The organism is Luteibacter sp. P4_D7_3 (assembly GCF_056401735.1).
In genome coordinates this window covers 1-21665 of record NZ_JBFUIT010000012.1, presented here as the reverse complement: position 1 = coordinate 21665, position 21665 = coordinate 1, and the positions used below count along the sequence as shown (strand labels likewise).

General features: G+C 64.4%; 17 protein-coding genes. 5 read left to right on the top strand and 12 right to left on the bottom strand.

Annotated elements, in window-relative coordinates:
• Positions 1 to 53: 53 nt before the first annotated feature.
• The 5 genes from AC1DSN_RS02705 to AC1DSN_RS02685 are packed head-to-tail and all read right to left on the bottom strand — an operon-like array spanning position 54 to position 5295.
• The gene (locus tag AC1DSN_RS02705) at positions 54 to 2282 is read right to left on the bottom strand and encodes a type IV pilus secretin PilQ (protein WP_477295445.1); all 2229 of its coding nucleotides are present in this window, start codon (positions 2280 to 2282) and stop codon (positions 54 to 56) included.
• A gap of 19 nt (positions 2283 to 2301) precedes the next feature.
• Entirely contained in the window at positions 2302 to 2829 is a 528-nt protein-coding gene (locus tag AC1DSN_RS02700) for a pilus assembly protein PilP (RefSeq protein ID WP_063573072.1), read from the bottom strand.
• Positions 2829 to 3476 (bottom strand): type IV pilus inner membrane component PilO, encoded by a 648-nt coding sequence (locus tag AC1DSN_RS02695; RefSeq protein ID WP_213949750.1) that lies wholly within the window; start codon positions 3474 to 3476, stop codon positions 2829 to 2831. The genes AC1DSN_RS02700 and AC1DSN_RS02695 overlap by 1 nt, the downstream gene beginning before the upstream one ends.
• Positions 3473 to 4237, bottom strand: coding sequence for a PilN domain-containing protein (locus tag AC1DSN_RS02690; RefSeq protein WP_477295448.1), 765 nt, complete (start codon positions 4235 to 4237; stop codon positions 3473 to 3475). The genes AC1DSN_RS02695 and AC1DSN_RS02690 overlap by 4 nt, the downstream gene beginning before the upstream one ends.
• Entirely contained in the window at positions 4237 to 5295 is a 1059-nt protein-coding gene (locus tag AC1DSN_RS02685) for a pilus assembly protein PilM (RefSeq protein WP_477329494.1), read from the bottom strand. The genes AC1DSN_RS02690 and AC1DSN_RS02685 overlap by 1 nt, the downstream gene beginning before the upstream one ends.
• Positions 5296 to 5532: 237 nt before the next feature.
• On the opposite strand from AC1DSN_RS02685, the gene AC1DSN_RS02680 reads away from it, so the two are divergent.
• Together AC1DSN_RS02680 and AC1DSN_RS02675 are read left to right on the top strand one after the other, a co-directional pair.
• Positions 5533 to 8109 carry a penicillin-binding protein 1A gene (locus AC1DSN_RS02680; RefSeq protein ID WP_477329492.1) on the top strand — a complete coding sequence of 859 codons (2577 nt, stop codon included), beginning with the start codon at positions 5533 to 5535 and terminating at the stop codon, positions 8107 to 8109.
• 31 nt (positions 8110 to 8140) lie between these two features.
• Positions 8141 to 8812 (top strand): hypothetical protein, encoded by a 672-nt coding sequence (locus tag AC1DSN_RS02675; protein ID WP_063573800.1) that lies wholly within the window; start codon positions 8141 to 8143, stop codon positions 8810 to 8812.
• 826 nt (positions 8813 to 9638) lie between these two features.
• Here AC1DSN_RS02675 and AC1DSN_RS02670 read toward each other — a convergent pair.
• From AC1DSN_RS02670 to glnE, 4 genes are all read right to left on the bottom strand, one after another.
• On the bottom strand, positions 9639 to 10934 hold the full coding sequence (locus AC1DSN_RS02670; protein ID WP_063570990.1) for a citrate synthase: 1296 nt from the start codon (positions 10932 to 10934) through the stop codon (positions 9639 to 9641).
• A gap of 269 nt (positions 10935 to 11203) precedes the next feature.
• Positions 11204 to 11449 carry a type B 50S ribosomal protein L31 gene (locus AC1DSN_RS02665; protein ID WP_046966218.1) on the bottom strand — a complete coding sequence of 82 codons (246 nt, stop codon included), beginning with the start codon at positions 11447 to 11449 and terminating at the stop codon, positions 11204 to 11206.
• A 128-nt stretch (positions 11450 to 11577) separates the two neighbouring features.
• Positions 11578 to 12510: a nucleoside hydrolase gene (locus tag AC1DSN_RS02660; protein ID WP_477329489.1), complete on the bottom strand. Its 933-nt coding sequence runs from the start codon at positions 12508 to 12510 to the stop codon at positions 11578 to 11580.
• A gap of 50 nt (positions 12511 to 12560) precedes the next feature.
• Positions 12561 to 15449: a bifunctional [glutamate--ammonia ligase]-adenylyl-L-tyrosine phosphorylase/[glutamate--ammonia-ligase] adenylyltransferase gene (glnE, locus tag AC1DSN_RS02655; protein WP_477295171.1), complete on the bottom strand. Its 2889-nt coding sequence runs from the start codon at positions 15447 to 15449 to the stop codon at positions 12561 to 12563.
• A gap of 135 nt (positions 15450 to 15584) precedes the next feature.
• On the opposite strand from glnE, the gene AC1DSN_RS02650 reads away from it, so the two are divergent.
• Positions 15585 to 17477 carry an LTA synthase family protein gene (locus tag AC1DSN_RS02650; RefSeq protein WP_477329487.1) on the top strand — a complete coding sequence of 631 codons (1893 nt, stop codon included), beginning with the start codon at positions 15585 to 15587 and terminating at the stop codon, positions 17475 to 17477.
• Positions 17478 to 17509: 32 nt separating this feature from the next.
• Here the strand turns inward: AC1DSN_RS02650 and AC1DSN_RS02645 are convergent, their stop codons facing one another.
• From AC1DSN_RS02645 to AC1DSN_RS02635, 3 genes are all read right to left on the bottom strand, one after another.
• Positions 17510 to 18400, bottom strand: coding sequence for a hypothetical protein (locus AC1DSN_RS02645; RefSeq protein ID WP_477295167.1), 891 nt, complete (start codon positions 18398 to 18400; stop codon positions 17510 to 17512).
• 180 nt (positions 18401 to 18580) lie between these two features.
• A complete protein-coding gene (groL, locus tag AC1DSN_RS02640; protein WP_063570985.1) occupies positions 18581 to 20227 on the bottom strand; it encodes a chaperonin GroEL in 1647 nt (548 codons plus the stop codon).
• A 60-nt stretch (positions 20228 to 20287) separates the two neighbouring features.
• Positions 20288 to 20581 (bottom strand): co-chaperone GroES, encoded by a 294-nt coding sequence (locus AC1DSN_RS02635; protein WP_046968171.1) that lies wholly within the window; start codon positions 20579 to 20581, stop codon positions 20288 to 20290.
• 194 nt (positions 20582 to 20775) lie between these two features.
• On the opposite strand from AC1DSN_RS02635, the gene cutA reads away from it, so the two are divergent.
• The gene (cutA, locus tag AC1DSN_RS02630) at positions 20776 to 21105 is read left to right on the top strand and encodes a divalent-cation tolerance protein CutA (RefSeq protein ID WP_213949756.1); all 330 of its coding nucleotides are present in this window, start codon (positions 20776 to 20778) and stop codon (positions 21103 to 21105) included.
• A 72-nt stretch (positions 21106 to 21177) separates the two neighbouring features.
• The coding region (locus AC1DSN_RS02625) for a protein-disulfide reductase DsbD domain-containing protein (RefSeq protein ID WP_477329485.1) at positions 21178 to 21665 on the top strand (488 nt) is incomplete at its 3' end.

Below are 21665 nucleotides of genomic sequence, written 5' to 3'. Positions count from 1 at the left end.
GCGAAAAAAAAGGGGCGGCCCTGAGGCCGCCCCTTTTTTTCACTGCAGCCAGGTTATTGCAACGAATCGGAAAGGATTCGCGGCGTAACGAAGATCAGCAGCTCGGCCTTGTTGTTCTGGCGGTTCGTGTTGCGGAAGAGGACGCCCAGACCCGGAATATCGCCCAGGCCCGGCACCTTGTTCGTCGTATTGGACTTGGTGATCTCGTAGATACCGCCCAGGACCACCGTCTGACCGTTGTCGACCAGCACCGAGGTGTTGATCTCGCGGGTATCGATCGAGGGCACGAAGCCACCGCCCGGCGACGGGGTCTGGCTCGCCAGCGCGTCCTTCTTGACGTTGATCTTCAGATACACGCGGCTGTCGGCCGTGATCGTCGGGGTGACGCGGAGTTCGAGCACGGCGTCCTTGAACTGGACCGTCGCGTTCTGCGCACCGCCGCCCGAGCTCGAGGCCTGGTAGGTCACGTAGCCGATCTGGGTACCCTGCTTGATCACCGCTTCCTGCTGGTTGGCGGTAATGACACGCGGGCTGGAGATCACTTCGCTACGGCCTTCGGTCTGCGCCGCCGAGAGTTCCAGGTCTACCGCATAGTTCGCCCCGAGGATGCCCAGGCCGATGCTACCAGCCGGGTTCGAGACGGGCAGGTTGACGTTGTAACCACCCGGGAAGGTCAGCGTGTTGTCCGTCTGCGTACCGTTGTTCAGGTTGTGGACGTTGGTCAGCAGACCCGGCGTACCCAGCTGCGTGCCGGTACCGCTGCTCAGGTCCGGTGTCGTGCCGATGACCTGGCCGCCCGGGTTCGTCTTGAACGCCTGCACACCCCAGCGAACACCGAGCTGACGGGTGAACTGGTCGGTGGCGACGACGATGCGCGACTCGATCAGCACCTGCTGCACGGGACGGTCGAGCGTCCCGATCAGTTCACGCAGGTCACGAATCTTGTCCGGCGTGTCGTTGATCAGCAGGGTGTTGGTACGGTCGTCGAACGAAACGCTGCCGCGGGTCGAGAGGAAGCCTCGCGAACCACCCGATGTCGAACCGCCGCCACCCGAGCTCTGCATGCTTCCCGAGGTCAGGAGCTTGGCGATGTCTTCCGCCTTGCCGTAGCTGATCGGGATGTAGTCGGAGATCAGCTCCGCCGATTCCTCGGCCTTCTGGCGCGCATCGGCGAGGCTCTGCTCGTAATTGGCGAGTTCGGCCTGCGGGGCGATCCAGATGACGTTGCCGCTACGACGCTTGTCCAGGCCCTTGGCACGCAGGATCACGTCCAGTGCCTGGTCCCACGGCGTATTGACCAGGCGCAGGGTGACACTGCCACCGACGCTGTCGGACGCGACCAGGTTGAGCTTGGCTTCGTCGGCGATCAGCTGGAGGGCCGAGCGCACCGGAATATCCTGGAAGTTGAACGTCAGTCGCGAGCCCGAATAGGTCGGTTCCTGACCCTTGGCGGCCTTGCCCGTCAGCGCGGCAGTCTTCTTTGCAGCGACTTCGATCACATACTCGGTGCCGCTCTGGTAGGCGGACGTCTCGATTTCACCCTTGGTACGGATGTCGAGGCGGGCGCCGCCCGGGGAGGCCTTGGAGTCGATCGACTGGACCGGCGTGGCGAAGTCGAGCACGTCCAGACGCTGGGCGAGCTTTGCCGGCAGGCTGGAACCCGCCAGGCTGACGATCACGTGATCGCCTTCGCGGTGCATTTCCGGCGTCGTCGCGGTGCTGCCGAGGGTCACGATGACGCGACCTTCGCCATTCGGACCGCGCCGGAAGTCGATGTTCGACACCGGGATACCCGCACTCGAGGGGAGTGCCTTGGTCGGGTCGGACACGATGGCCGTGGTCGTCGTCGCGCCGGTCGGACCGTTGTTCACGGTGACGATGAGGTTCTTGCCCTCGGCGCGCGTGCGGTAGGCCGATTCGCGGAACAGCTCGATGGTGACGCGAGTGCGCCCACCGGCGGCGACCACCGAGACACCCGCCGTGGAGCCCTTGGCGATGTCGATGTGACGACTGCTGAACGCGTTGGTCGTGTCAGGCAGATCGATGGCGATGCGTGGCGGATTGTTGGTCGTGAAGACCTTCGGATCCGGCGCATTTTCAGAGAACGCGAGGGTCAGTTCGATGCGCCCCCCGGGCTGTGCATCGTAGCTGACATTCTGCAGGGCGTTGGCCGCCGATGCGGTGCCTGCGAACACGCCGGTGAAAGCAAGCGTGGCGCCGAGCACCCAGCGGCGCGCGCGCTGGCGCGCGCTACCCGGCAGATGATGGAAGTTGGTCGTCATGTGCGTCATCCCCGAGTTCTTATTTTTCGCCGACCGCGATGCTTGCCGGACGCTCCATCCAACCGCCCTGGCCGTTAGGCACCAGTTCGACCAGATCGATCCGATCCTCCCCGACGGCCGTCACGCGACCGTAGGCCTGCCCCATGTATTCGTTGCGGTGGATGCGATGGATCACCCCACCCGGATCTTTTACGAGAGCTTCGAGACTGGAACCAGCACCAACCGTGCCAACCATCTTCAGGGTGTCGAGCGAGAACATCTCGAGCGGCTCCTTGGGACGGTTCTCATCCGGCCGCGGCCCCGAAGACACGTTCGTGTCCATTTCAGCCGTGCTCGGGCTGAACGGGTCGCGAGCGCCCTGGTCCTGGTAAGCGAACGTCTCGAACGTGCGAATCACCGGAAGAACCGGAATTGGCTCCCCCTTCTTGTGCTTTTCGGCATCGACCCACTCGCGCAGGTCCGACGTTCCTTTCGTGCAGCCAGCCAGGGCGAGGGCCGCGAAAAGCATGGAAGCGGCAGGCCGCAGCTTGATGGACATAGCGTTCATCACTTGGCCCCCTTGATCGGAGTCGCCGGGGCCGTGGTCTCGTCGTCTTCCAGGTAGCGATAGGTTTTCACCGTACCCTGGAGAACCAGCTGACCGGAGTTGGCGCTGTTCTTATCGCCGGGCTTCGGCGACAAGGACACGTCGTGCAGCGTCAGGATGACGACGCGAGGCAACGACGCCACGCCACTGATGAACGTACCGAACTGGTGATAGGTACCGACCATGCGCAGCGTGATCGGTTTCTCGGCGTAGAAGTCTTTCGGTGTTTCCGGACCCGGCTGGAACAGCTCCGTCTCGATGCCGGCGGCGAGCGCCGTCTGCGAGATGTCGATGAGCAGCTCGGGCATTTCCGTACGGCTGGGCAGCTGACGCAGCAGGGTGCGCAGCATGTCCTGCATTTCGGTCAGCTGCTGCTCGAGGGCTTCCAGGTTGGCGGACTTCGCCTGTTTCTGGGAGAACTCGACCTTGAGCGACTCTTCCTTGGCCTCTGCCGAAGCGAGGTCATCCTGCTGCGTGCTGATCTCGAAGTACCAGCCGGCGAGCACGACGACCACGAACAGCAGGCCGGTGAAGAACAGCTTGATCGACTTCGGCCAGCCGCCGACGTTATGGCGATCGAGGTTACGCAGATCGTCAAAGAACTTCATGGCTTGGCTCCTGCCGTGGTGGCGGAAGCCGGACGCGGTGCAACGGCCGGTGTAGCAGCCGGGGCCGCGGCGGCGGTCGACGAAGCGGGAGCGGCGGCGGGCTTACCGACCACGGCATTGGCGCCGTTCACCAGTGCCGCCGGAACCGTCGCGACGGACGAAGCCGACGCCGGAGCCGCGCTGCTGGACGAATCCGCCGGCGCGCCATCCGGCGTATCGCCCGGATGATTCAGGCGAACGTCGAGCCCGAACACGTAAGGCATCCGCGAGGCGTCGTGCGTGTTTTCGGTCTTGCGCAGGTCCGCATGGCCCATCCAGGGCGACGCTTCGATGTTGCGCATGTACTCGGCCACGCTGGAGTTGGACTGCGAGACGCCGTCGAGGCTCATCGAGTCACCCGACTGCTTCATGCCTGCCAGGCGCGCGCTCGACGGGATGGTCTTCACCAGTTCGTCGAACAGGTGGACCATCTGCGACCGGTTCGCCTGCAGCTGCTCGATGATCTGCTTGCGCTGGAGCAGGCCCGCACGGACCTTTTCGAGGTCCTTGATCTTGGCGATGCGGTCGTCGAGCTGCTTGATCTCGCCCTGCAGGTACGTATTGCGCTCGGCCTGGTTGTCGATGCGAGCGTCCATCCAGAAGGACCACGCGATCAACACCACGAGAGCGGCGCCAAACGCCATGCCGAGCTGGATGTAGAACTCGCGTTCGCGGAGTTTGCGCCGCTCGGCGCGCCAGGGAAGCAGGTTGATATGTGCCATCAGTCGAAGCTCCTCATGGCGAGGCCGACGGCAATCATCAGCGCGGGCGCATCCTGGGCCAGGGTCTGGGCCTGGACACGGCTGGAAAGCGCCATCCGGGCCAGCGGGTTGGCGACGACGCAGGGCACGCTCAGCTGCTGCTCGAGAAGTTCCGTGATCCCTTCGATGGACGCGCAGCCACCGGCCAGGACAACCTGGTCGACGCGGCTGTACTCGCTACCGGCGAAGAAGAACTGGAGCAGACGGCTCACCTGCTGGACCAGCGATTCCYTGAACGGCTCCAGGGCTTCCATCTCGTAAGACTCGGGCAGGCCACCCTTGCGCTTGGCCCGACCGGCTTCCTCGTAGGAGAGACCGTAGCGACGCATGATCTCGTCGGTGAGCTGCTTGCCGCCGAAGACCTGCTCGCGGGAGTAGATCGTCCGCTGGTTCTTCAGCACGGCCAGGGTGGTCATGGTGGCGCCGATGTCGACAACCGCCACCAGGGCATCCCGGGAGACCGCCAGCTGGTCGGCCACCATGGCGAAAGCGTTCTCCATGGCGAAGGCCTCGACGTCCACGACCCGGGCAGTGAGTCCGCCCAGGTCGAGCGCGGCGATGCGCATGTCCACGTTCTCGGTCCGCGAGGCGGCGAGAAGGATGTTGTTCATCTCGGGATTGTCGCGAACCGGCCCTACGATCTCGAAATCGAGGCTAACTTCCTCGATCGGGTAGGGAATGTACTGGTTCGCCTCGACCTGGATCTGACCTTCGAGGTCATCCTCCGAGAGGTCGGCCGACATGGGAATGATACGGGTGATCACGGCGGAGCCGGCCACGGCAGCAGCGCCGTGTTTGAGCTTGGATCCGGATCGGGCCAGTGCCCGCCGAATAGCCTCGCCCACCGCTTCGACCTCAACGATGTTCTTTTCGACGACGGCATTGGGCGGCAGCGGCTCAACGGCATAGTGTTCGACGCGATAGCGTCCACCTGCCTGACTGAGCTGCAGCAGCTTTACTGCGGTCGAACTGATGTCGACGCCTATCAAAGGCGCCGCCTTGGGTGTAAAGAGCCCCACGTTGTCCCCCTTCCCCGCGCCTTTGTCGGAATTGGTCTTCGGCGCGAAGGCATTAGATCTAAAACTTAACAGATTGGCAACGGGCGAAATCGACCCTTACCGGCACTAATTCACAAATCCTGTCACTGGGTTAGCGAAAACCCTTCACTGCTGGTCGAGCGTCCCCCAGCCCTTCGCGTCCCCGGCTTAGCTCTATACTCCGCCACGACCCACACGGCGGTGACCCCTTCCCCCTCCATGCGAATCCTCAAGCGTCTGCTGCGCATTGCGCTGTACCTCGCCCTGGCCGGCATCCTTTTCGTGGCAGGCGCCATTGGCGTCGCCTACTGGCTGCTGGCCCCGCGCCTCCCCTCGGTCGCGGTCCTGCGCGACTATCACATGCAAGTTCCGCTCCGGGTACTGAGCTCCGACGGACGGCTGATCGCCTCCTTCGGCGAGACCCGACGCATTCCGGTGCACATCGCCGACGTGCCGGCACGGCTCAAGAATGCTGTGTTATCGGCCGAAGATGCCGATTTCTATAGTCATCCGGGCATCGACTGGCACGGTATCGCCCGCGCCGGCATCCACGTCATCGTGTCCGGCGGCGACAAGGGCCCCGGTGGCTCGACCATAACGCAGCAGGTCGCACGCAACTTCTTCCTCAGCCCCGAAAAGCTTTATTCGCGGAAACTGACGGAAGTATTCATCGCCTTGCGCATGGAGAACGAGCTCACCAAGGACCAGATCCTGGAGCTCTACATCAACAAGATGTTCCTCGGCCATCGCTCGTACGGCCTCGCGGCGGCGGCCTCGTACTACTACGGCAAGACGCTCGACCAGCTGACCGTAGCCGAGAGTGCCACCCTGGCTTCGACCTTCCAGCTGCCCTCGGTGGTCAACCCGCTGAACAACCCCAAGCGGATGATCGCCCGTCGCGACKGGGTGCTCGGCCAGATGCTCTCCAACCGCTTCATTACCCAGGCGGAGTACGACGAGGCCGTCAAGGAACCCAACGACGCCTTCCCGCACGAGCAACAGATCGAGGTGGACGCGCCGTATCTTGCCGAAATGGTGCGCCAGCAGGTTCTGGAGAAACTGGGCAATGACGCCCTTACCGAGGGCTACGTGGTCCACACCACCGTGCCGAGCGACAGCCAGGCGGCCGCCAACGATGCGCTCCGCGGGCGGCTGTCCGCCTATGACCGGCGCCACGGCTACCGTGGCCCGGAAGGTCATGAAGAGCTCTCTGCCCAGGCTGGCCCCGAGGACTACGACCGCGTTCTCGCCGGCTACACGAGCGTGGCGGGCATGATGCCGGCCATCGTCACCGAAACCGGGGCGAAGGAGGCGACGGTGTACCTGTCCGCGAAGGAGTCGGCGACCTTGAGCCTGGACTCGATCGCCTGGGCCCGGCCCTACGTGAATGAGGGACGCGCGGGCGCGGCACCGACGCGTGTCGACGCCGTCCTCAAGCGCGGGGACGTGATTCGCCTCATCCGCAGCGAGAAGGACGACATCAACGAAGACGCGAAGGCATCGGACACCGCGAAGGCCACGACGGAAGCGAAGCCCGATCCAGGCAAGGGCGCCTGGCACCTGACCCAGATCCCCGCCGTGCAGGCCGCCCTCGTCTCGGTCGACCCCGAAGACGGTGCCGTCCGTGCGCTGGTGGGTGGTTTCAGCTTCCTTCGTTCGAAGTTCAACCGTGCCGTGATGGCAGCGCGCCAGCCGGGTTCGAGTTTCAAGCCATACCTGTATTCGGCCGCCTTCGAGCGAGGCTTCACGCCCGCCTCCATCGTCAACGATGCGCCGGTCGCCTTCCCCGATCCGTCGCGCCCCGATGGCATGTGGACGCCGGCGAACGACGACAACAAGTTTGCAGGGCCGATGCGCCTGCGCGAGGCGCTGGTGYAGTCGAAGAACCTCGTTTCGGTTCGCCTGCTCGATGCCATCGGCGTGCGCTATGCCCGCGAATACATGACGCGCTTCGGCTTCACGCCGGACGCCCTGCCACAGAACCTGTCACTCGCCCTCGGCACCGCATCGGTCTCGCCAATGAGCATGGCGCGTGGCTATGCCGTATTCGCCAACGGCGGCTACCTCGTCACCCCGTATTTCATCGYGCGCATCGACGACCGTGACGGTAATCCGGTGTACCTCGCCAACCCGGAACGCGCCTGCGCGGATTGCCAGGAACGCTTGCTCAATCCCGCTCCGGCCGGCCCACCGACCCAGCCTTCCACCGCCCTCATTCCGGCCAAACCGGCGGCTGCCAGCAGCACGGGGGGTAACGGCACGGGCGATGCCGTGCTTCCCGCCGATGCCCACGCCGACCAGGCGAAGGTGCCGAAGCTCGCTCCCCACGTGATCGACGTGCGCAACGACTACCTGGTGACGTCGCTCATGCAGGACGTGATCAAGCGCGGCACCGGTTCGGCAGCGCGGGCCCTTGGTCGCGACGACCTCGCCGGCAAGACGGGCTCGACCAACGACCACCGCGACGCCTGGTTCGTCGGCTTCAACGGCGACGTTTCCACGGCTGTCTGGGTCGGCTTCGACGACTTCAGCTCGCTCGGTCGGGGCGAGTTCGGCGCGAAGGCCGCTTTGCCCATCTGGATGGACTACATGGGCGCGGTACTCAAGGACAAGCCGTCGCACACGTTGGCCATGCCGCCAGGCATCGCCACGCTACAGATCGATGCGGGTTCGGGCCTGCCCTCACCGGGTGGCATGAATGAAATCATGAAGGTCGAGGATGTCGACCGTCTTCGCGAGCAGGCAACGCAGAAACAGCAGGAGGAACAGCAGGACCACGCCTACGATATTTTCTGACGTACACATACACACCACACGGGGGTGAGTCATGGCACGAGGCGAGCACCACAAAATCCACGCACAGGACCGGACGCAGCGTCATCGCGCCCTTGTCGCCCAGGAAGCGGCGCGCCTGATGAGTGAGCACGGTATCCGCGACTTCCACCACGCTAAGGTGAAGGCCGCGGAGCGACTCGGCATCGCCGACACGCAAGCACTGCCCCGTAACAACGAGATCGAAGATGCGCTTCGCGAACATCAGCGGATCTTCAAGGCGGATTCGCAACCACAGGCCTTGCGCGCGCGACGCGAAGCCGCTGTGGAAGCGCTGCGGTTCCTCCGCGGATTCGACGCTCGACTGGTAGGCGCCGTCCTCGAAGGCACGGCCGATGAACACTCCGCCGTTTGCCTGCATGTCTTCAGCGACGATCCGGAAGCACCGGTGCTGTTTCTCCAGGAGCAAGGCATTCCCCTGGAGACGCAGACGCGGCGGCTGCGCTGGTCGGGCAACGAGCAAAGCGAGCATCCCGTATTGCTCTTCGGCGCCGACGGCATCCCGTTCGACCTGACCGTGCTGCCGCTGGATGCCCTGCGTCAGGCACCGCTGGACCGCGTGGACGACCGACCGATGCGCCGGGCGACCGCGTCGATGGTGCAGGCATTGCTTGCCGAGGAAGACATCGAGGCGTTCAACGCGTCGACACCTGCATTTGATCGGTAGGAGCAAAAAAAGGTTCTTCGCGGAATGCCGGGGACGCCGAAGACGGTGAGGCGCAGAGCCTTCGGCGTGTAGACGTGGCGGCGCAGAGCCTTCGGCGTGCAGGCGTGGCGGCGCAGAGTCTTCGGTGCCCACCCTCGCTGCTCAGACACGTCCTCCGCGTTTCGTACCGGAAAGGCCGCTGCGCGGCCCCATGTACTTATTTGGCCTTCGGCCGCTCCACTTGTGCGGAACTCGCCTCGAGGGTGGGCACCGAAGACTCTTCCCATCCYTGAGGTTCGYGCGGGTCGAGCCGACGAAGCAACGCCGCTTCGGCYGCTGGCKCRTCGCCATCGYKRAACSGTCAACCGCGTCGCGCYGGTYGCGRTCGTCCKCGCGAGGCAGCGCGGTGGCTACGAAGGCTCACCGAGCCGGAAATGACATGCCAGCACGACCGCCGTAACGGYCCGCTTGGGCGGCCACACCCACGCCAACGGCTCTCCTGCCACTCMACCGTAYCGTCGTGAGAGACCTTGGTGTCCACCCTCGAGGCGAGTTCCGCACAAGTGGAGCGGCCGTAGGCCAGATAGATACATGGGCCGCGTGAGCGGCCTTCCTTTTCGAACGCGGAGGACGTGTCTGAGCAGCGAGGGTGGACACCAAGGTCTCCCCGCGAGACGCCCACGTGTACGAAGCGATGGCAAAGCCGAGCCCGCAAGGCCGAAGGCGAGCCAGGTGCGAGGTGCGAGGTGCGAGGTGCGAAAGAATGCCCTCCCAAAAGCCGAGCGCCCGGGCCCCGGTAATCCGCGATGAACCAAAAAAAACCCCGCTTTCGCGGGGTTTTTTCTTCTTAGCGCTTGTCGTTCGGAGTGTAGTCGCGAACGTCGGCGCCGGTGTAGATCTGGCGGGGACGACCGATGCGGGCACCCGGGGTTTCGTGCTGCTCGATCCAGTGCGAGATCCAGCCGGAGGTGCGCGCGATGGCGAACATCACGGTGAACATCTCGGCCGGGATGCCCAGTGCCTTGTAGATGATGCCCGAATAGAAGTCGACGTTCGGGTAGAGCTTGCGCTCCACGAAGTAGTCGTCCTTCAGCGCGGCTTCTTCCAGCTTCATCGCGACATCGAGCAGCGGATCGTTGACGCCGAGTTCCTCGAGCACCTTGTGGCACATCTCGCGGATGATCTTGGCGCGCGGGTCGAAGTTCTTGTACACGCGGTGGCCGAAGCCCATAAGGCGGAAGGAATCGTTCTTGTCCTTCGCGCGCTTGACGGCGGTCTCGACCTTGTCGGCGGTGCCGATCTCGCCGAGCTGCTTGAGCACGGCTTCGTTCGCACCACCGTGTGCCGGACCCCACAGCGCGGTGATGCCTGCGGCGATCGAGGCGTACGGGTTCGCACCGGTCGAACCGACCAAGCGGACGGTGGAGGTGGAGGCGTTCTGCTCGTGATCGGCGTGCAGGATGAACAGCAGGTCGAGTGCCTTGGCGACGACCGGATTCAGCTCCAGCGGCTCGCTCGGCACTTCGAACATCATGTGCAGGAAGCGGGTGACGTACTCGAGGTTGTTGCGCGGATAACGCGTCGGCCAGCCGATCGAGTGACGGTAGATGGCGGCGGAGATCGTCGGCATCTTCGCGATGAGGCGGATAGCGGCGAGCTTGCGGTCTTCCGGGTTATCGACATCGAGCTTGTCGTGATAGAACGCCGACAACGAGGCGATCGAACCGGCCAGCATGGCCATCGGATGCGCGTCGTGGTTGAAGCCACGCAGGAAGAACTTGAGGTTCTCATGCATCATCGAGTGATGCGTGATGTCGTGCTCGAACTTCGCGAACTCGGTCTTGTTCGGCAGTTCGCCGTTGAGCAGCAGGTACGAGGTCTCGAGGAAGGTGGACTTCTCGGCGAGCTGTTCGATCGGGTAGCCGCGGTACAGCAGGACGCCCTTGTCACCATCGATATAGGTGATGGCGCTCTTGGTGCTGGCGGTGCTGCCGTAACCCGGATCGTACGTGAAGTAACCGGTGTCCTTGTACAAGGTGCCGATGTCGACGCACTCGGCGCCAAGCGTGCCACCGATGACCGGCAGTTCGCTCACGGGCTTGTTGGATTCATCGACCAATTTGACGGTTTTGGCGTCGGACACGGCGAGCTCCTCTTTCTCTCTGTACCCGTTCCGCCAGCAACTGGCGAAACGTAGCGATGTTGGGAAAAAACGACCCCGGGGGAGAGGTGTCGTACCGGCCGCCGCGTGCGGCCGAAGTTCCCCATTATCGCACAGAGGCTATTCAAACGTCCGTTGGCCAGCATCCGAATCGCACACGCAAAAAGACACGGGGCAAGCCGTGGGCTCACCCCGTGTCTGTCTATCCTCGCGAAACGCCACCCCGCAGGCGGCGCGCGGATGGAACCGTTTTACTTCTGGCCGTAGCGCTGACGGAACTTGTCGACGCGGCCGCCGACGTCCAGCGTCTTCTGCTTGCCGGTGTAGAACGGGTGCGAGTGGCTCGAGATATCGAGCTTGATCACCGGGTATTCGTTACCGTCTTCCCACTTGACCGTTTCCTTGCTGGACATGGTCGAACGCGTAAGGAACGCGAAATCGGACGACAGGTCCTGGAAAACGACGGACTGGTACTTCGGGTGGATGTTCTCTTTCATGGCGTGACTCTAAGAATTAGCGGGGTGAAAAGAGCGGCATTGTAACCAGCGGTGGTCGGGACATCAAGTCCAGCTCCTGGCCCGCCGCCGGGGGAGCGCCGATGAATCGGCTCCTACAGGGGCAGCGATCAGGCGACGCCTAGCGCCTGGGCAATCAATTCGCCAAACCGGGCCTGGTCCACCTCGAGCACGATCCGGGCGTTCGGCTTGCCGCCGAGCCTGCGATGCCAGTCGACCACGGTCGCACCGCGGGTGAGCCGGCCGTCCAGTTCGATGGCCACATGGCGCGTCTCGGCGCGGGTCACTATGTCCGGATCCAGTGCCACGGCCATGGCGAGCGCGTCGGCGGCGATGAAGCCCGTCCGCTCGTGCTCGGCGTTGAAACGGCGCGCCGTACCGAAGATCTTTTCAAAGAAGGAAGCGCGGGCGTCGCCGGCGGCGACCCAGCCTTCGTAGGCCTCGTCGGAGAAGGCATGGCGCACCGTCGCCTCCCAGTCGACCAGGTCGAACGCGTCGAAGGCCTCGAAAACCACATGCGCGGCCTCCGGGTCGAAACCGATGTTGAACTCGGCCGGTATCTTCCCGGTATTCCCATGCCCGGTCACCGCGCCCCCCATGACAACGAGGCGCTTTACGCGCTGCGGCAGGGAAGGATCGAGCCGGACCGCCAGGGCGAGATTCGTCAGGGGACCCAGGGCCACGAGCGTCAGCTCACCCGGTCGTTCACGGGTCAGTCGGATCAGCGCGAGGGCCGCGTGCTCCGCCTGCACGGGATGCGCCGGCTCCGCGAAGCCCACATCGCCGAAGCCGTCGGCACCATGGACGAAGGCCGCATCCTCCTCCGGCGCGCGCACCAGCGGCGAGGGACAACCGCCGAACACCGGCGTCTTCGCCCCGACCAACTCGACCAGCGTGCGCGCATTGCGCAACGTGTGACCCAGCCCGACGTTACCGGCAGCGACGGTGAGCGCCGTTACATCGGCGTGCTCGTGCGCCATGAGGATGGCGAGGRCATCGTCCACGCCGGGGTCGGTGTCGATCAACAACGAGGGTCGGGTCATCGCAGGTCAGGTCCGTGAGCGGCCGGACAGCATACCGCCGGCCGCCCGGTTCAGACAGCCTGTGACGACGTGGCGTCGACGCCTTCCAGGTCGAAACCCAGCTCCCGCGCCACCTGGCTTACACCCGCGCATGCGGCGTCCAGCGCCGGCGTGCGCTGGGCGATGCGTGATCGCAGGTCAAGCGTGCACGCCAGACCCATCTGCAACAGGTCGGCGTGTGCGACGTGCAGCGTGTCGGCCTGCGGCTGGGTGAACAGCCCCACCGAACGCAACGCGTCGATCAAGGTGCTGCTGGACGTCGTGTCGAGGATCGCCGGATGCTCGGCCGCGTGAGCCAGCACCATGCCCTGCAGCACGAACTCGATATCGATGAGTGCCCCGACGCCCTGCTTGAGGTCCAGGCGCATGGCATCCGAACGATCGCGCTCGGCACGCCAGCGCCGCCGCATCGCACTGACCTCGGCGATCACGCGGGTGCTATCGCGCGGCGTGGAAAGAATGTCGCGGCGTATATCGGCGAGCACACCACCCAGCCGCACGTCGCCCGCTACCGCTCGTGCGCGCAAGAGCGCCTGGTGCTCCCAGGTCCATGCGCGATCGCGCTGGTAGGCCTCGAAGGCATCGACACTGGCGACCAGTAACCCTTTCGAGCCATCCGGCCTCAGGCGCGTATCCACGTCATAGAGCTTGCCGGCGTGCGTTTGCGCACTCAGCCAGTGCATGACGCGTTGGGCAAGGCGCTGGAACCAGCGTGTCCCGTCAACCGGTCGCGCACCATCGCTCATCGCGTTGGCGAGCCTGCCGTCGTAGACGAACACAAGATCGAGATCCGAGGCGAAACCGAGCTCCTCGCCACCCAGGCTGCCGTAGCCCAACACGGTAAATCCACCCCCCTCGCCGGGCAGGCGTCCGTGCTGCGCCGTCAGCTCGCGCGTCGCCAGCGCCAGCACGGCGGCCACGATGGCCTCGGCAAGGCCCGCGAGCCGACGCGCCGTGGCCGGCGCGTCGGCTCGCCCGTCGTTGAAGGCCAGGCCGAGACGGAACGCGATGCTCGAACGGAACTCGTTGAGCCGCTCCAGCTCACGCTCCGCGTCGCGTTCATCCAGCGTGCCCAGGGTGCGCGCGATCTCCGCGGAAATATCCGCGCGCTTCAGCGGAAGCTGGTCGATGCGCGGATCGAGCACGTCGTCCAGTAGCAGGGGCTGCGCGATGACGCGCTCCGCCAGAAAGGCACTGTCGGAAAAGACGCCGGCAACGCGGCGCCGCGCATTCGGCTGCTCGTCGAGCAAGGCAAGGTAAGAGGACCGTCGCGCCACGGCCTGCACCAGCCGGACCATGCGCAGCAGGCTCGCGGACGGCGATGCGCTGGCACGCGCGGCGCCAATGAGCTGGGGCATCAGTCGTTCGAGACGCTCGCCGGAGCGGGCGGACATGGAACGTACCGCTGCAGCCTGGGGAAGTTTGGTCAGCTGCTCCGCGGCGTCGACGGCGCCCGTAAAACCCGAGGCCTCCAGCGTCGCCGCGCTCAGCGAGCCGTCGCGTGCCGCCGTCCACAGTTCGATGTCGGCGACCGGGGCCGTCGCGGTCTGCCCCGCTTCGGGCACGAGCACGGCGGCGAACTCGGCCGAGACGGCCGCGCGGTGTGCCGCCAGCTCGATGGCCAGGGCGTCCCACGACGGATAATCCAGGCCCAGGGCGAGGCGCTCGCGAGACAGCTCGTCGTCGGGAATGTCATGCGTCTGGGCATCGCGCAGCATCTGCACGCGGTTCTCCACGCGACGCAGGAACAGGTAGGCCGAGCGGAGCAGCTTGGCACGCGCGGCAGGAATGTAGCCGCGTGCCTCGCACGCACGCAGCGCGGGCAACAGGCCGCGCACACGCAGCGCGGGATCGCGGCCACCGCGGATCATCTGCGTCAGCTGGACCACGAACTCGATTTCGCGAATGCCACCGGGACCGAGCTTGAGGTTGCCAGCGAGATCCTTGCGCGCCACCTCCGCATCGATGAGCGACTTCATCTCGCGCAGGCCGGCGAAGGCGGTGTAGTCGAGGTAGCGCCGGTAGACGAACGGACGCAGCATGTCCTGAAGCTCGCGTCCTGCCGTGCGATCGCCGGCAACGGGACGCGCCTTGATCCATGCGTAGCGCTCCCAGTCGCGACCTTCTCGCTGGTAGTACTGCTCCATGGCGGCGAACGGCAGTGCGAGACGGCCGGCATTGCCGAACGGACGCAGGCGCAGGTCCACCCGCGCACAGATGCCGTCCACGGTCGGTTCCGCAAGCAGTCGCACCAGCTGGCGTGCCTCGCGGATGAAGTATTCGCCGTTGTCGAGCGAACGCGAACCGTCGGTGTCGCCCGCCGAGGCGTACGCCAGGATGAGATCGATGTCCGAGGAGAAATTCAGTTCATTGCCGCCGAGCTTCCCAAAGCCGACGACGACCATGCGCTGCTCGACGCCCGCACTGTCTCGGGGCACGCCGAACCGCGCGTGCAGCGAGTTCTCCGACCAACGCAAGGCGGCGGTGAGCAGGGTCTCGTAAAGGGCGCTTGTCGACGCGAGCGTCTCGTCGATGTCATCGAGGCCGTTGACGTCACGAAACACAAGGCGAACGGCTTCCGCATGGCGGAACCGACGCAGTATGGACATGCAGCGGTCTTCGTCCGCCGGGAGGTCAAGCAGACCACCGCGCGTCGCGGCGTCCGCGCTGGCGCGCAGCCGCTCCAGACCGGCCGGCGCGAGCAGCTCCGGCTGGCGGCGGAAGACGTCGAAGGCGAAATCGGAGGCGACCAGCGTGCGGCGGATACGCTCGGCGACGCCGGCGTCGTCGTGAACGGGAATCCGGGCAGCCCGGCATGCCGCCATCACGTCTGCGTAACGATGGTCGATGAGTGCGCGTAGTTCTGGGCTTTCGCGCGGAGCCGGCGTGGAGGCGTTCATGAGGTCACCATTGTGCCTGAAGCGTCAACTTACGAAGAATCGTAGAAAAGTCCGCGACTTCCCATGACAACCGATTCATGTCCGTTCCGTTACAGTCCCTACCCCCAGTGGGATTGGATGCGGACGTCGGCTTCTATGGCTAGCGAATCGAAAACCTGGCGTGACCGTGCGGGGCGCATCGCGCTCCCGGTCGTCTCGGCGCTCATGTTCGTTCTCTTCACAGGATTCATCGACGGCAATCCGGGCGTCGGTACGGACCAGTGGATGGCCCGGCCCGGCCACCTGATCGCCAACGCCATGCCGGGCCTGATGCTGGCCACCCTTCTGCTCACCCTCACGCGCCGCACCTGGTTGTCCTTCGGCATCGCGTTCCTTGCCCAGGGCATCGTGTTCGCGGTAAGCGCGATCAAGGTCAAGAATCTTGGTACGCCGCTGTTGCCTGCGGATTTCGGGCTGGTCGGCCAGCTGAGTAACGGCGGTCTGTCGCTCCTTTCGGGTTATCTACCCCGGGAGATCGCACCGTATCTGGCTATCGCGGCACTGATCGCCGTCGTCGTTCTGCTGGTGCGTTTCGAGCCACCGGTCTTCGCACGCCGCACCTACGGCCGGCGCATCGTCGCCACCTTCGCCCTCGGTACCCTCTTCGTCACACTCTTCGCGGGCACACCGGGCTGGGCCAAGATCTACAACGGCCAGCGCCTCGGCATGATGCCCTGGTCGCCGTCGGAAAACGCGGGATACAACGGCGTCGTCTCCAACCTCATGCAGTTCCATCTTCAGGCCTCACGCAACAAGCCCAAGGACGATCCGAAGGCCGCACTGCAACTGATCAGCGATAACGACGGTGCGTTGCGTGAGCACATGGCCGCCGCGTCACGGCACACGAGACAGCCGCCGGACATCGTCATCATCCAGAGTGAATCGTTCTTCGATCCTTCGGGTGTCAATGGCTACGACGAGGATGTCGCGCCCAACCTGCATCGCCTCACGCAGGAAGGCAGCGGCGGCGGCCTGCATGTTCCCACGTTCGGAGGCGGGACCATCCGCACCGAGTTCGAAGTACTCACGGGTCTCTCGCTGCGGTACTTCGGCAACATGCGCTACCCGTACCTGGATATGCACAACCAGGTCGTTCCCAGCATGGTTCGCGCCCTGCGTTCGCACGGCTATGAAACCGTGGCCCTGCATGGACACAACCCCAATTTCTGGAACCGCCCGGCGGCGTTCAAGGCTATCGGCTTCGATCGGTTCGTCTCGCGCGCCGGCTTCCCCGCGAACGCGAAGAACGACGGCACCTATATGGCTGACAGCGGCATGACCGACGAGATCATGGCGCAGCTGCCTGACGCCGGTCCACAGCGCCTCATCTTCGCGATCAGCATCGAGGCGCATGGCCCTTACGATGGCTCCGACAACACGAACGTCGCGGAGCGCGACGCCATTCCCGTCCCGGCCGGCGTCGAGGGCAAGGACAAGCTCGAGTGGCAGAACTACGTCTATCACATGCATCACGCGGACGCCGAACTCGGCCGTCTGGCAGACCTCCTCGCGAAACGCGAGCGTCCGACTATCCTGTTGTTCTACGGCGATCATCTTCCTGCGTTGACCAACACGTATAACCACGCCGGGTTTCGTGACGGCCAGCCGTTCGATACGCAGATGGTCCCGTGGGTGCTTGTAGACGCACACAACGACGGCCCGCCGGCAGTTCATGGCGATATGGCGTCGTGGATGTTGCCCGGCCTCGTACTGGAACGCGCCGGCATCCACGACGACGCGTATTTCGCCCTCACCCAGGTGCTCGGCGGCCAGCTCGCCTCGCTCACTCGCTCACCGGACGCGAACGCCGCGCCCGAAGACGCCGGCACGAAGCAGACCGATACCGCCATGGGCAACATCGCCCTGCTTCGCCTGACGAACAAGCTCGATCCGCTGCTTGCGCGTTACGCCCTACCCGACGCGGGCATCGATGTCGCCCGCCAGCCGGGCGAGGCGGAACATGATGCGGAGTCAGGCGCCGGACAGTAGTTGCCGCGGCGCGCAGGGACGTGCATTGATCGTCAGCGAACGACGGCCTGGTCCTCCACCCGGTAACTGAAGGGCTCGATATTTTCGTCCACAGTGAAGCGGACGATGGGAATAACCCGGCCCGTGACCAGCTGGTAATCGCGCTGAATGAGTTGCGCTCCCTTCAGGCCCTTCTCCTCGTAGGGCCCAGCGGTGTAGAAGAACGCCTCGAAGGGCACATCCTGCGGCTTATCCAGTGGCCAGGTCGCGACCATCAGCTCCATGTGCTGCATCACGTCAACCATGCCGGCGGGCACACGAGAGGCGATGCTCAGCGCAAACGAGGGCTGGTCGACGCCGAAGCCGCATTGGTGATTGAACTGGTTGGGAAATGAGGTCACCGCCGCAAAGTGCTTACGCCATGCGTCGACGGTGTCGATGCCTTGCTCTTTGCACGGCACACTTTCGACGGGATACAGAGAACTGGCTCCGCACCCCTTCGGCCCTCTGCCACCCGTAATGGCATCGTGGGGAAAGGAGCAGAAAAGGGTGATGGGAAACGTATCGGGGCTGCCGTTTACCTCGGCCTCTTTCAGGATCAGCCCATGGGGACGTGCGTGCTCGCCGTAGAGGATGCGACTGCCCACGTCTTTGCGCAGATAGCTAAAGGAAAGTGCCTCCGGCGTCCCGGTCCACGGGGACGGCTCCCAGGCGTGGCGATCGGGTTCATCGTCAGTCGGAACCGCATCGGTCGCGCGAATCAGCACGCCGTTGCAGTAATAGGCGGCCCTGCCGCCGTCACAGGCCATATCCGTCTTGTCGTAACGGGCGTTGAGCCGCGACGCGGTGTCGTCACCGGCGGCCTGCGGCCGCGACAGATGTGTCTGGCAGGCGGCGCATTCGAACGCCAGGCAAAGCGAAAGAAGACTCAGTTTCCATGTCATGGCCGTACTCCTTGGGTGTGTACACGATCATTTTCTACGCCGCCGCCACGTGGTCCGCAAGACGTTACGTGTAGTTGCCGATTCGACGCACTGATCCATGAAAGGATGTTCGCGCTCGCATACAAAAAAGAAGCCCCGCTTTCGCGGGGCCTCTTCGTATAGCGAGCCGGAGGGCTGGACTTAGAAGTCCATACCGCCCATGCCGCCCATGCCACCACCGCCGCCGCCATGGCCGTGGCCGTCGTCCTTCTTCGGCAATTCCGTCACGGCCGCTTCGGTCGTGATGATCGAACCGGCAACCGACGCGGCGAACTGCAGTGCCGAGCGGGTGACCTTGGTCGGGTCCAGGATGCCGAAGGCGATCATGTCGCCGAACTCACCCGTGGCGGCGTTGTAACCGTAGTTACCTTCACCGGCCTTGACCTGGTTGACGATGACCGAAGCCTCTTCACCGGCATTGGTGACGATGGCGCGGAGCGGAGCTTCCAGCGTGCGACGCGTGATCGCGATGCCGAGGTCCTGGTCCGTGTTCTTGCCCTTGAGGCCTTCGAGCGCCTTCAGTGCACGGATCAGGGCGACGCCGCCGCCCGGGACCACGCCTTCTTCGACGGCTGCGCGCGTAGCGTGCAGGGCGTCTTCGACGCGGGCCTTCTTTTCCTTCATTTCGACTTCCGTCGCGGCGCCGACCTTGATGACGGCAACGCCGCCGGCAAGCTTGGCAACACGCTCCTGCAGCTTCTCACGGTCGTAGTCCGAAGAGGTCTCTTCGATCTGCGCCTTGATCTGGCCGATGCGCGACTGGATAAGCGTGGCTTCGCCGGCACCATCGATGATCGTGGTGTTTTCCTTAGTGATCACGACGCGCTTGGCATGGCCGAGGTCGGTGATCGTGGCCTTGTCCAGCGCCAGGCCGACTTCCTCGGAAATGACCGTGCCACCGGTGAGGACGGCGATGTCTTCCAGGATCGCCTTGCGACGATCGCCGAAGCCCGGCGCCTTGACGGCGGCGACCTTGACGATGCCACGGATCGTGTTGACGACGAGGGTGGCCAGGGCTTCGCCTTCGACTTCCTCGGCAACGATCAGCAGCGGCTTACCGGCCTTGGCGACAGCCTCGAGCACCGGCAGGAGCTCGCGAACGTTCGAGATCTTCTTGTCGTGGATGAGGATGAACGGGTCGTCCAGCTCAACCTGCTGCGACTGCTGATTGTTGATGAAGTACGGCGACAGGTAGCCGCGGTCGAACTGCATGCCTTCAACGACGTCGAGCTCGTTCTCGAGGCCCGAACCTTCTTCAACCGTGATCACGCCTTCCTTGCCGACCTTGCCCATCGCCGTGGCGATGATGTCACCGATGTTCGAATCGGAGTTGGCCGAGATCGTGCCGACCTGGGCGATCGCCTTGTCGTCAGCGGTCGGGTTCGACAGCTTCTTCAGCTCGGCGACGGCGGCGATGACAGCCTGGTCGATACCGCGCTTGAGGTCCATCGGGTTGATGCCGGCGGCAACCGCCTTGAGGCCTTCCTGGATGAACGCCTGGGCGAGGACGGTCGCGGTCGTGGTGCCGTCACCGGCCACGTCGGAGGTCTTCGAGGCGGCTTCCTTGACGATCTGCGCGCCGATGTTCTCGTACTTGTCGGCGAGTTCGATTTCCTTCGCGACCGAGACGCCGTCCTTGGTGACGGTCGGGACGCCGAAGCTCTTCTCGATCACGACGTTGCGGCCCTTCGGGCCCAGGGTGACCTTGACCGCGTTGGCGAGGGTGTTGACACCCTTCAGCATGCGAGCGCGGACGTCTTCACCGAAGCGGACTTCTTTTGATGCCATGGTCTTTGAATCCTTAGATATTTAGTGGATGAGATCGGGGAGAACGGGGCGAGCGAACGCTCAGCCTTCCAGAACCGCCACGATGTCGTCTTCCTTCAGGAAGACCAGGTCTTCGCCGTCGACCTTGATTTCCTGGCCGGCGTACTTGCCGAACAGGACCACGTCGCCTTCCTTCACGCCCATCGGGCGGAGCTGGCCACTGGCCAGGAGGAGACCGGTACCGGCAGCGAGGACCTTGCCGCGGGTGGGCTTCTCGGTGGCGCTATCCGGGATAACGATGCCACCGGCGGAAACGCGCTCTTCTTCGAGGCGCTTGACGATGACGCGGTCGTGCAGCGGGCGCAGTTTGCTCATGACTTCTCCAAACATGTGTTTGACGGATAAGGAAAAAGGTCCACCCTGTTAGCACTTGCTCAGGGTGAGTGCCAGAATTTTAGCCCTAAGCTTTCCTGATTCGGAAGAGCTGCGGTTGCTCGACAGATGGCGGCGGCACGAAACCGTTCAAGGCCCCGGGTTCAAAAAAGGGCGGAAGAGACGACAATCGGCCCATGTCCGAACCCATCGCCGTCCTCATTGCCTGCCCATCAGGCGAACCCGCCGAATCGCTCGCCCGCGCCCTTGTGGAGGCGGGTCTGGCCGCCTGCGTGAACCGGCTACCGGGAGTGCGCTCCACCTACCGCTGGAAAGGCGAGATCGTCACCGACGAGGAAGACCTGCTGGTGGCGAAGACGACCCGAGAGGCGTTCGCCGCCCTGGAGCGCTTCGTCCTGGCGCGACATCCTTATGACGTACCGGAAATCGTCGCCCTCCCCGTCGTGGCCGGGCATGCGCCCTACCTGGCGTGGCTGGAGGCCAGCGTCGGCGTCGACGCAAGCTAACCCGGGTTCGCCCGGTCATAATGGTCGACGCCCCACGCGCCTCGTCACCGCTCTTGCTCCACGGAGATCACCATGTCGTCGCTTCGCCGCCTTGCGCGGAACCTGGTCGCCGTATTCGGCCTGTTGCTCGTTGCCCTGCCCGCGTTCGCACAAAGCGACGACGACCTGCTGCCCGTCACCGAGGCTTTCCACCTCACGACGGATGCCAGCCAGCCGGGCATGGTCAAGCTGCACTGGCGCATCGCGCCGGATTACTACCTCTACCGTGGCCGGATCAAGATCAAGGCGGCGGATCCTGCCGCGGTGTCGCTCAGCGACCCGACGCTGCCCGACGGCCTGAAGAAGCATGACGAGTACCTGGGCGATGTCGAGATCTACCACGGCGATATCGAAGCCCGCGTGCCGTACAAGCTGCTCACCACCAGCACCACAACGCTTGCCCTGGACATTCAGTACCAGGGCTGCCACGAAGTCGAACCGAAGATCTGCTATCCGCCGAATACCGAGCACCTGAAGCTCACCATCGGTGGCGCATCGACCATTCCTACCGGCCCCGCACC

What these genes read in the sequence shown, in the direction of transcription:
- glnE (WP_477295171.1), bottom strand. Translation starts at nt 15,449, where the DNA reads ATGAACGCCTCCACGCCGGCTCCGCGCGAAAGCCCAGAACTACGCGCA.
- AC1DSN_RS02635 (WP_046968171.1), bottom strand. Translation starts at nt 20,581, where the DNA reads ATGAGCAAACTGCGCCCGCTGCACGACCGCGTCATCGTCAAGCGCCTC.
- AC1DSN_RS02705 (WP_477295445.1), bottom strand. Translation starts at nt 2,282, where the DNA reads ATGACGACCAACTTCCATCATCTGCCGGGTAGCGCGCGCCAGCGCGCG.
- cutA (WP_213949756.1), top strand. Translation starts at nt 20,776, where the DNA reads ATGTCCGAACCCATCGCCGTCCTCATTGCCTGCCCATCAGGCGAACCC.
- AC1DSN_RS02695 (WP_213949750.1), bottom strand. Translation starts at nt 3,476, where the DNA reads ATGAAGTTCTTTGACGATCTGCGTAACCTCGATCGCCATAACGTCGGC.
- AC1DSN_RS02700 (WP_063573072.1), bottom strand. Translation starts at nt 2,829, where the DNA reads ATGAACGCTATGTCCATCAAGCTGCGGCCTGCCGCTTCCATGCTTTTC.
- AC1DSN_RS02645 (WP_477295167.1), bottom strand. Translation starts at nt 18,400, where the DNA reads ATGACATGGAAACTGAGTCTTCTTTCGCTTTGCCTGGCGTTCGAATGC.
- AC1DSN_RS02665 (WP_046966218.1), bottom strand. Translation starts at nt 11,449, where the DNA reads ATGAAAGAGAACATCCACCCGAAGTACCAGTCCGTCGTTTTCCAGGAC.
- AC1DSN_RS02650 (WP_477329487.1), top strand. Translation starts at nt 15,585, where the DNA reads ATGGCTAGCGAATCGAAAACCTGGCGTGACCGTGCGGGGCGCATCGCG.
- AC1DSN_RS02675 (WP_063573800.1), top strand. Translation starts at nt 8,141, where the DNA reads ATGGCACGAGGCGAGCACCACAAAATCCACGCACAGGACCGGACGCAG.
- AC1DSN_RS02690 (WP_477295448.1), bottom strand. Translation starts at nt 4,237, where the DNA reads ATGGCACATATCAACCTGCTTCCCTGGCGCGCCGAGCGGCGCAAACTC.
- groL (WP_063570985.1), bottom strand. Translation starts at nt 20,227, where the DNA reads ATGGCATCAAAAGAAGTCCGCTTCGGTGAAGACGTCCGCGCTCGCATG.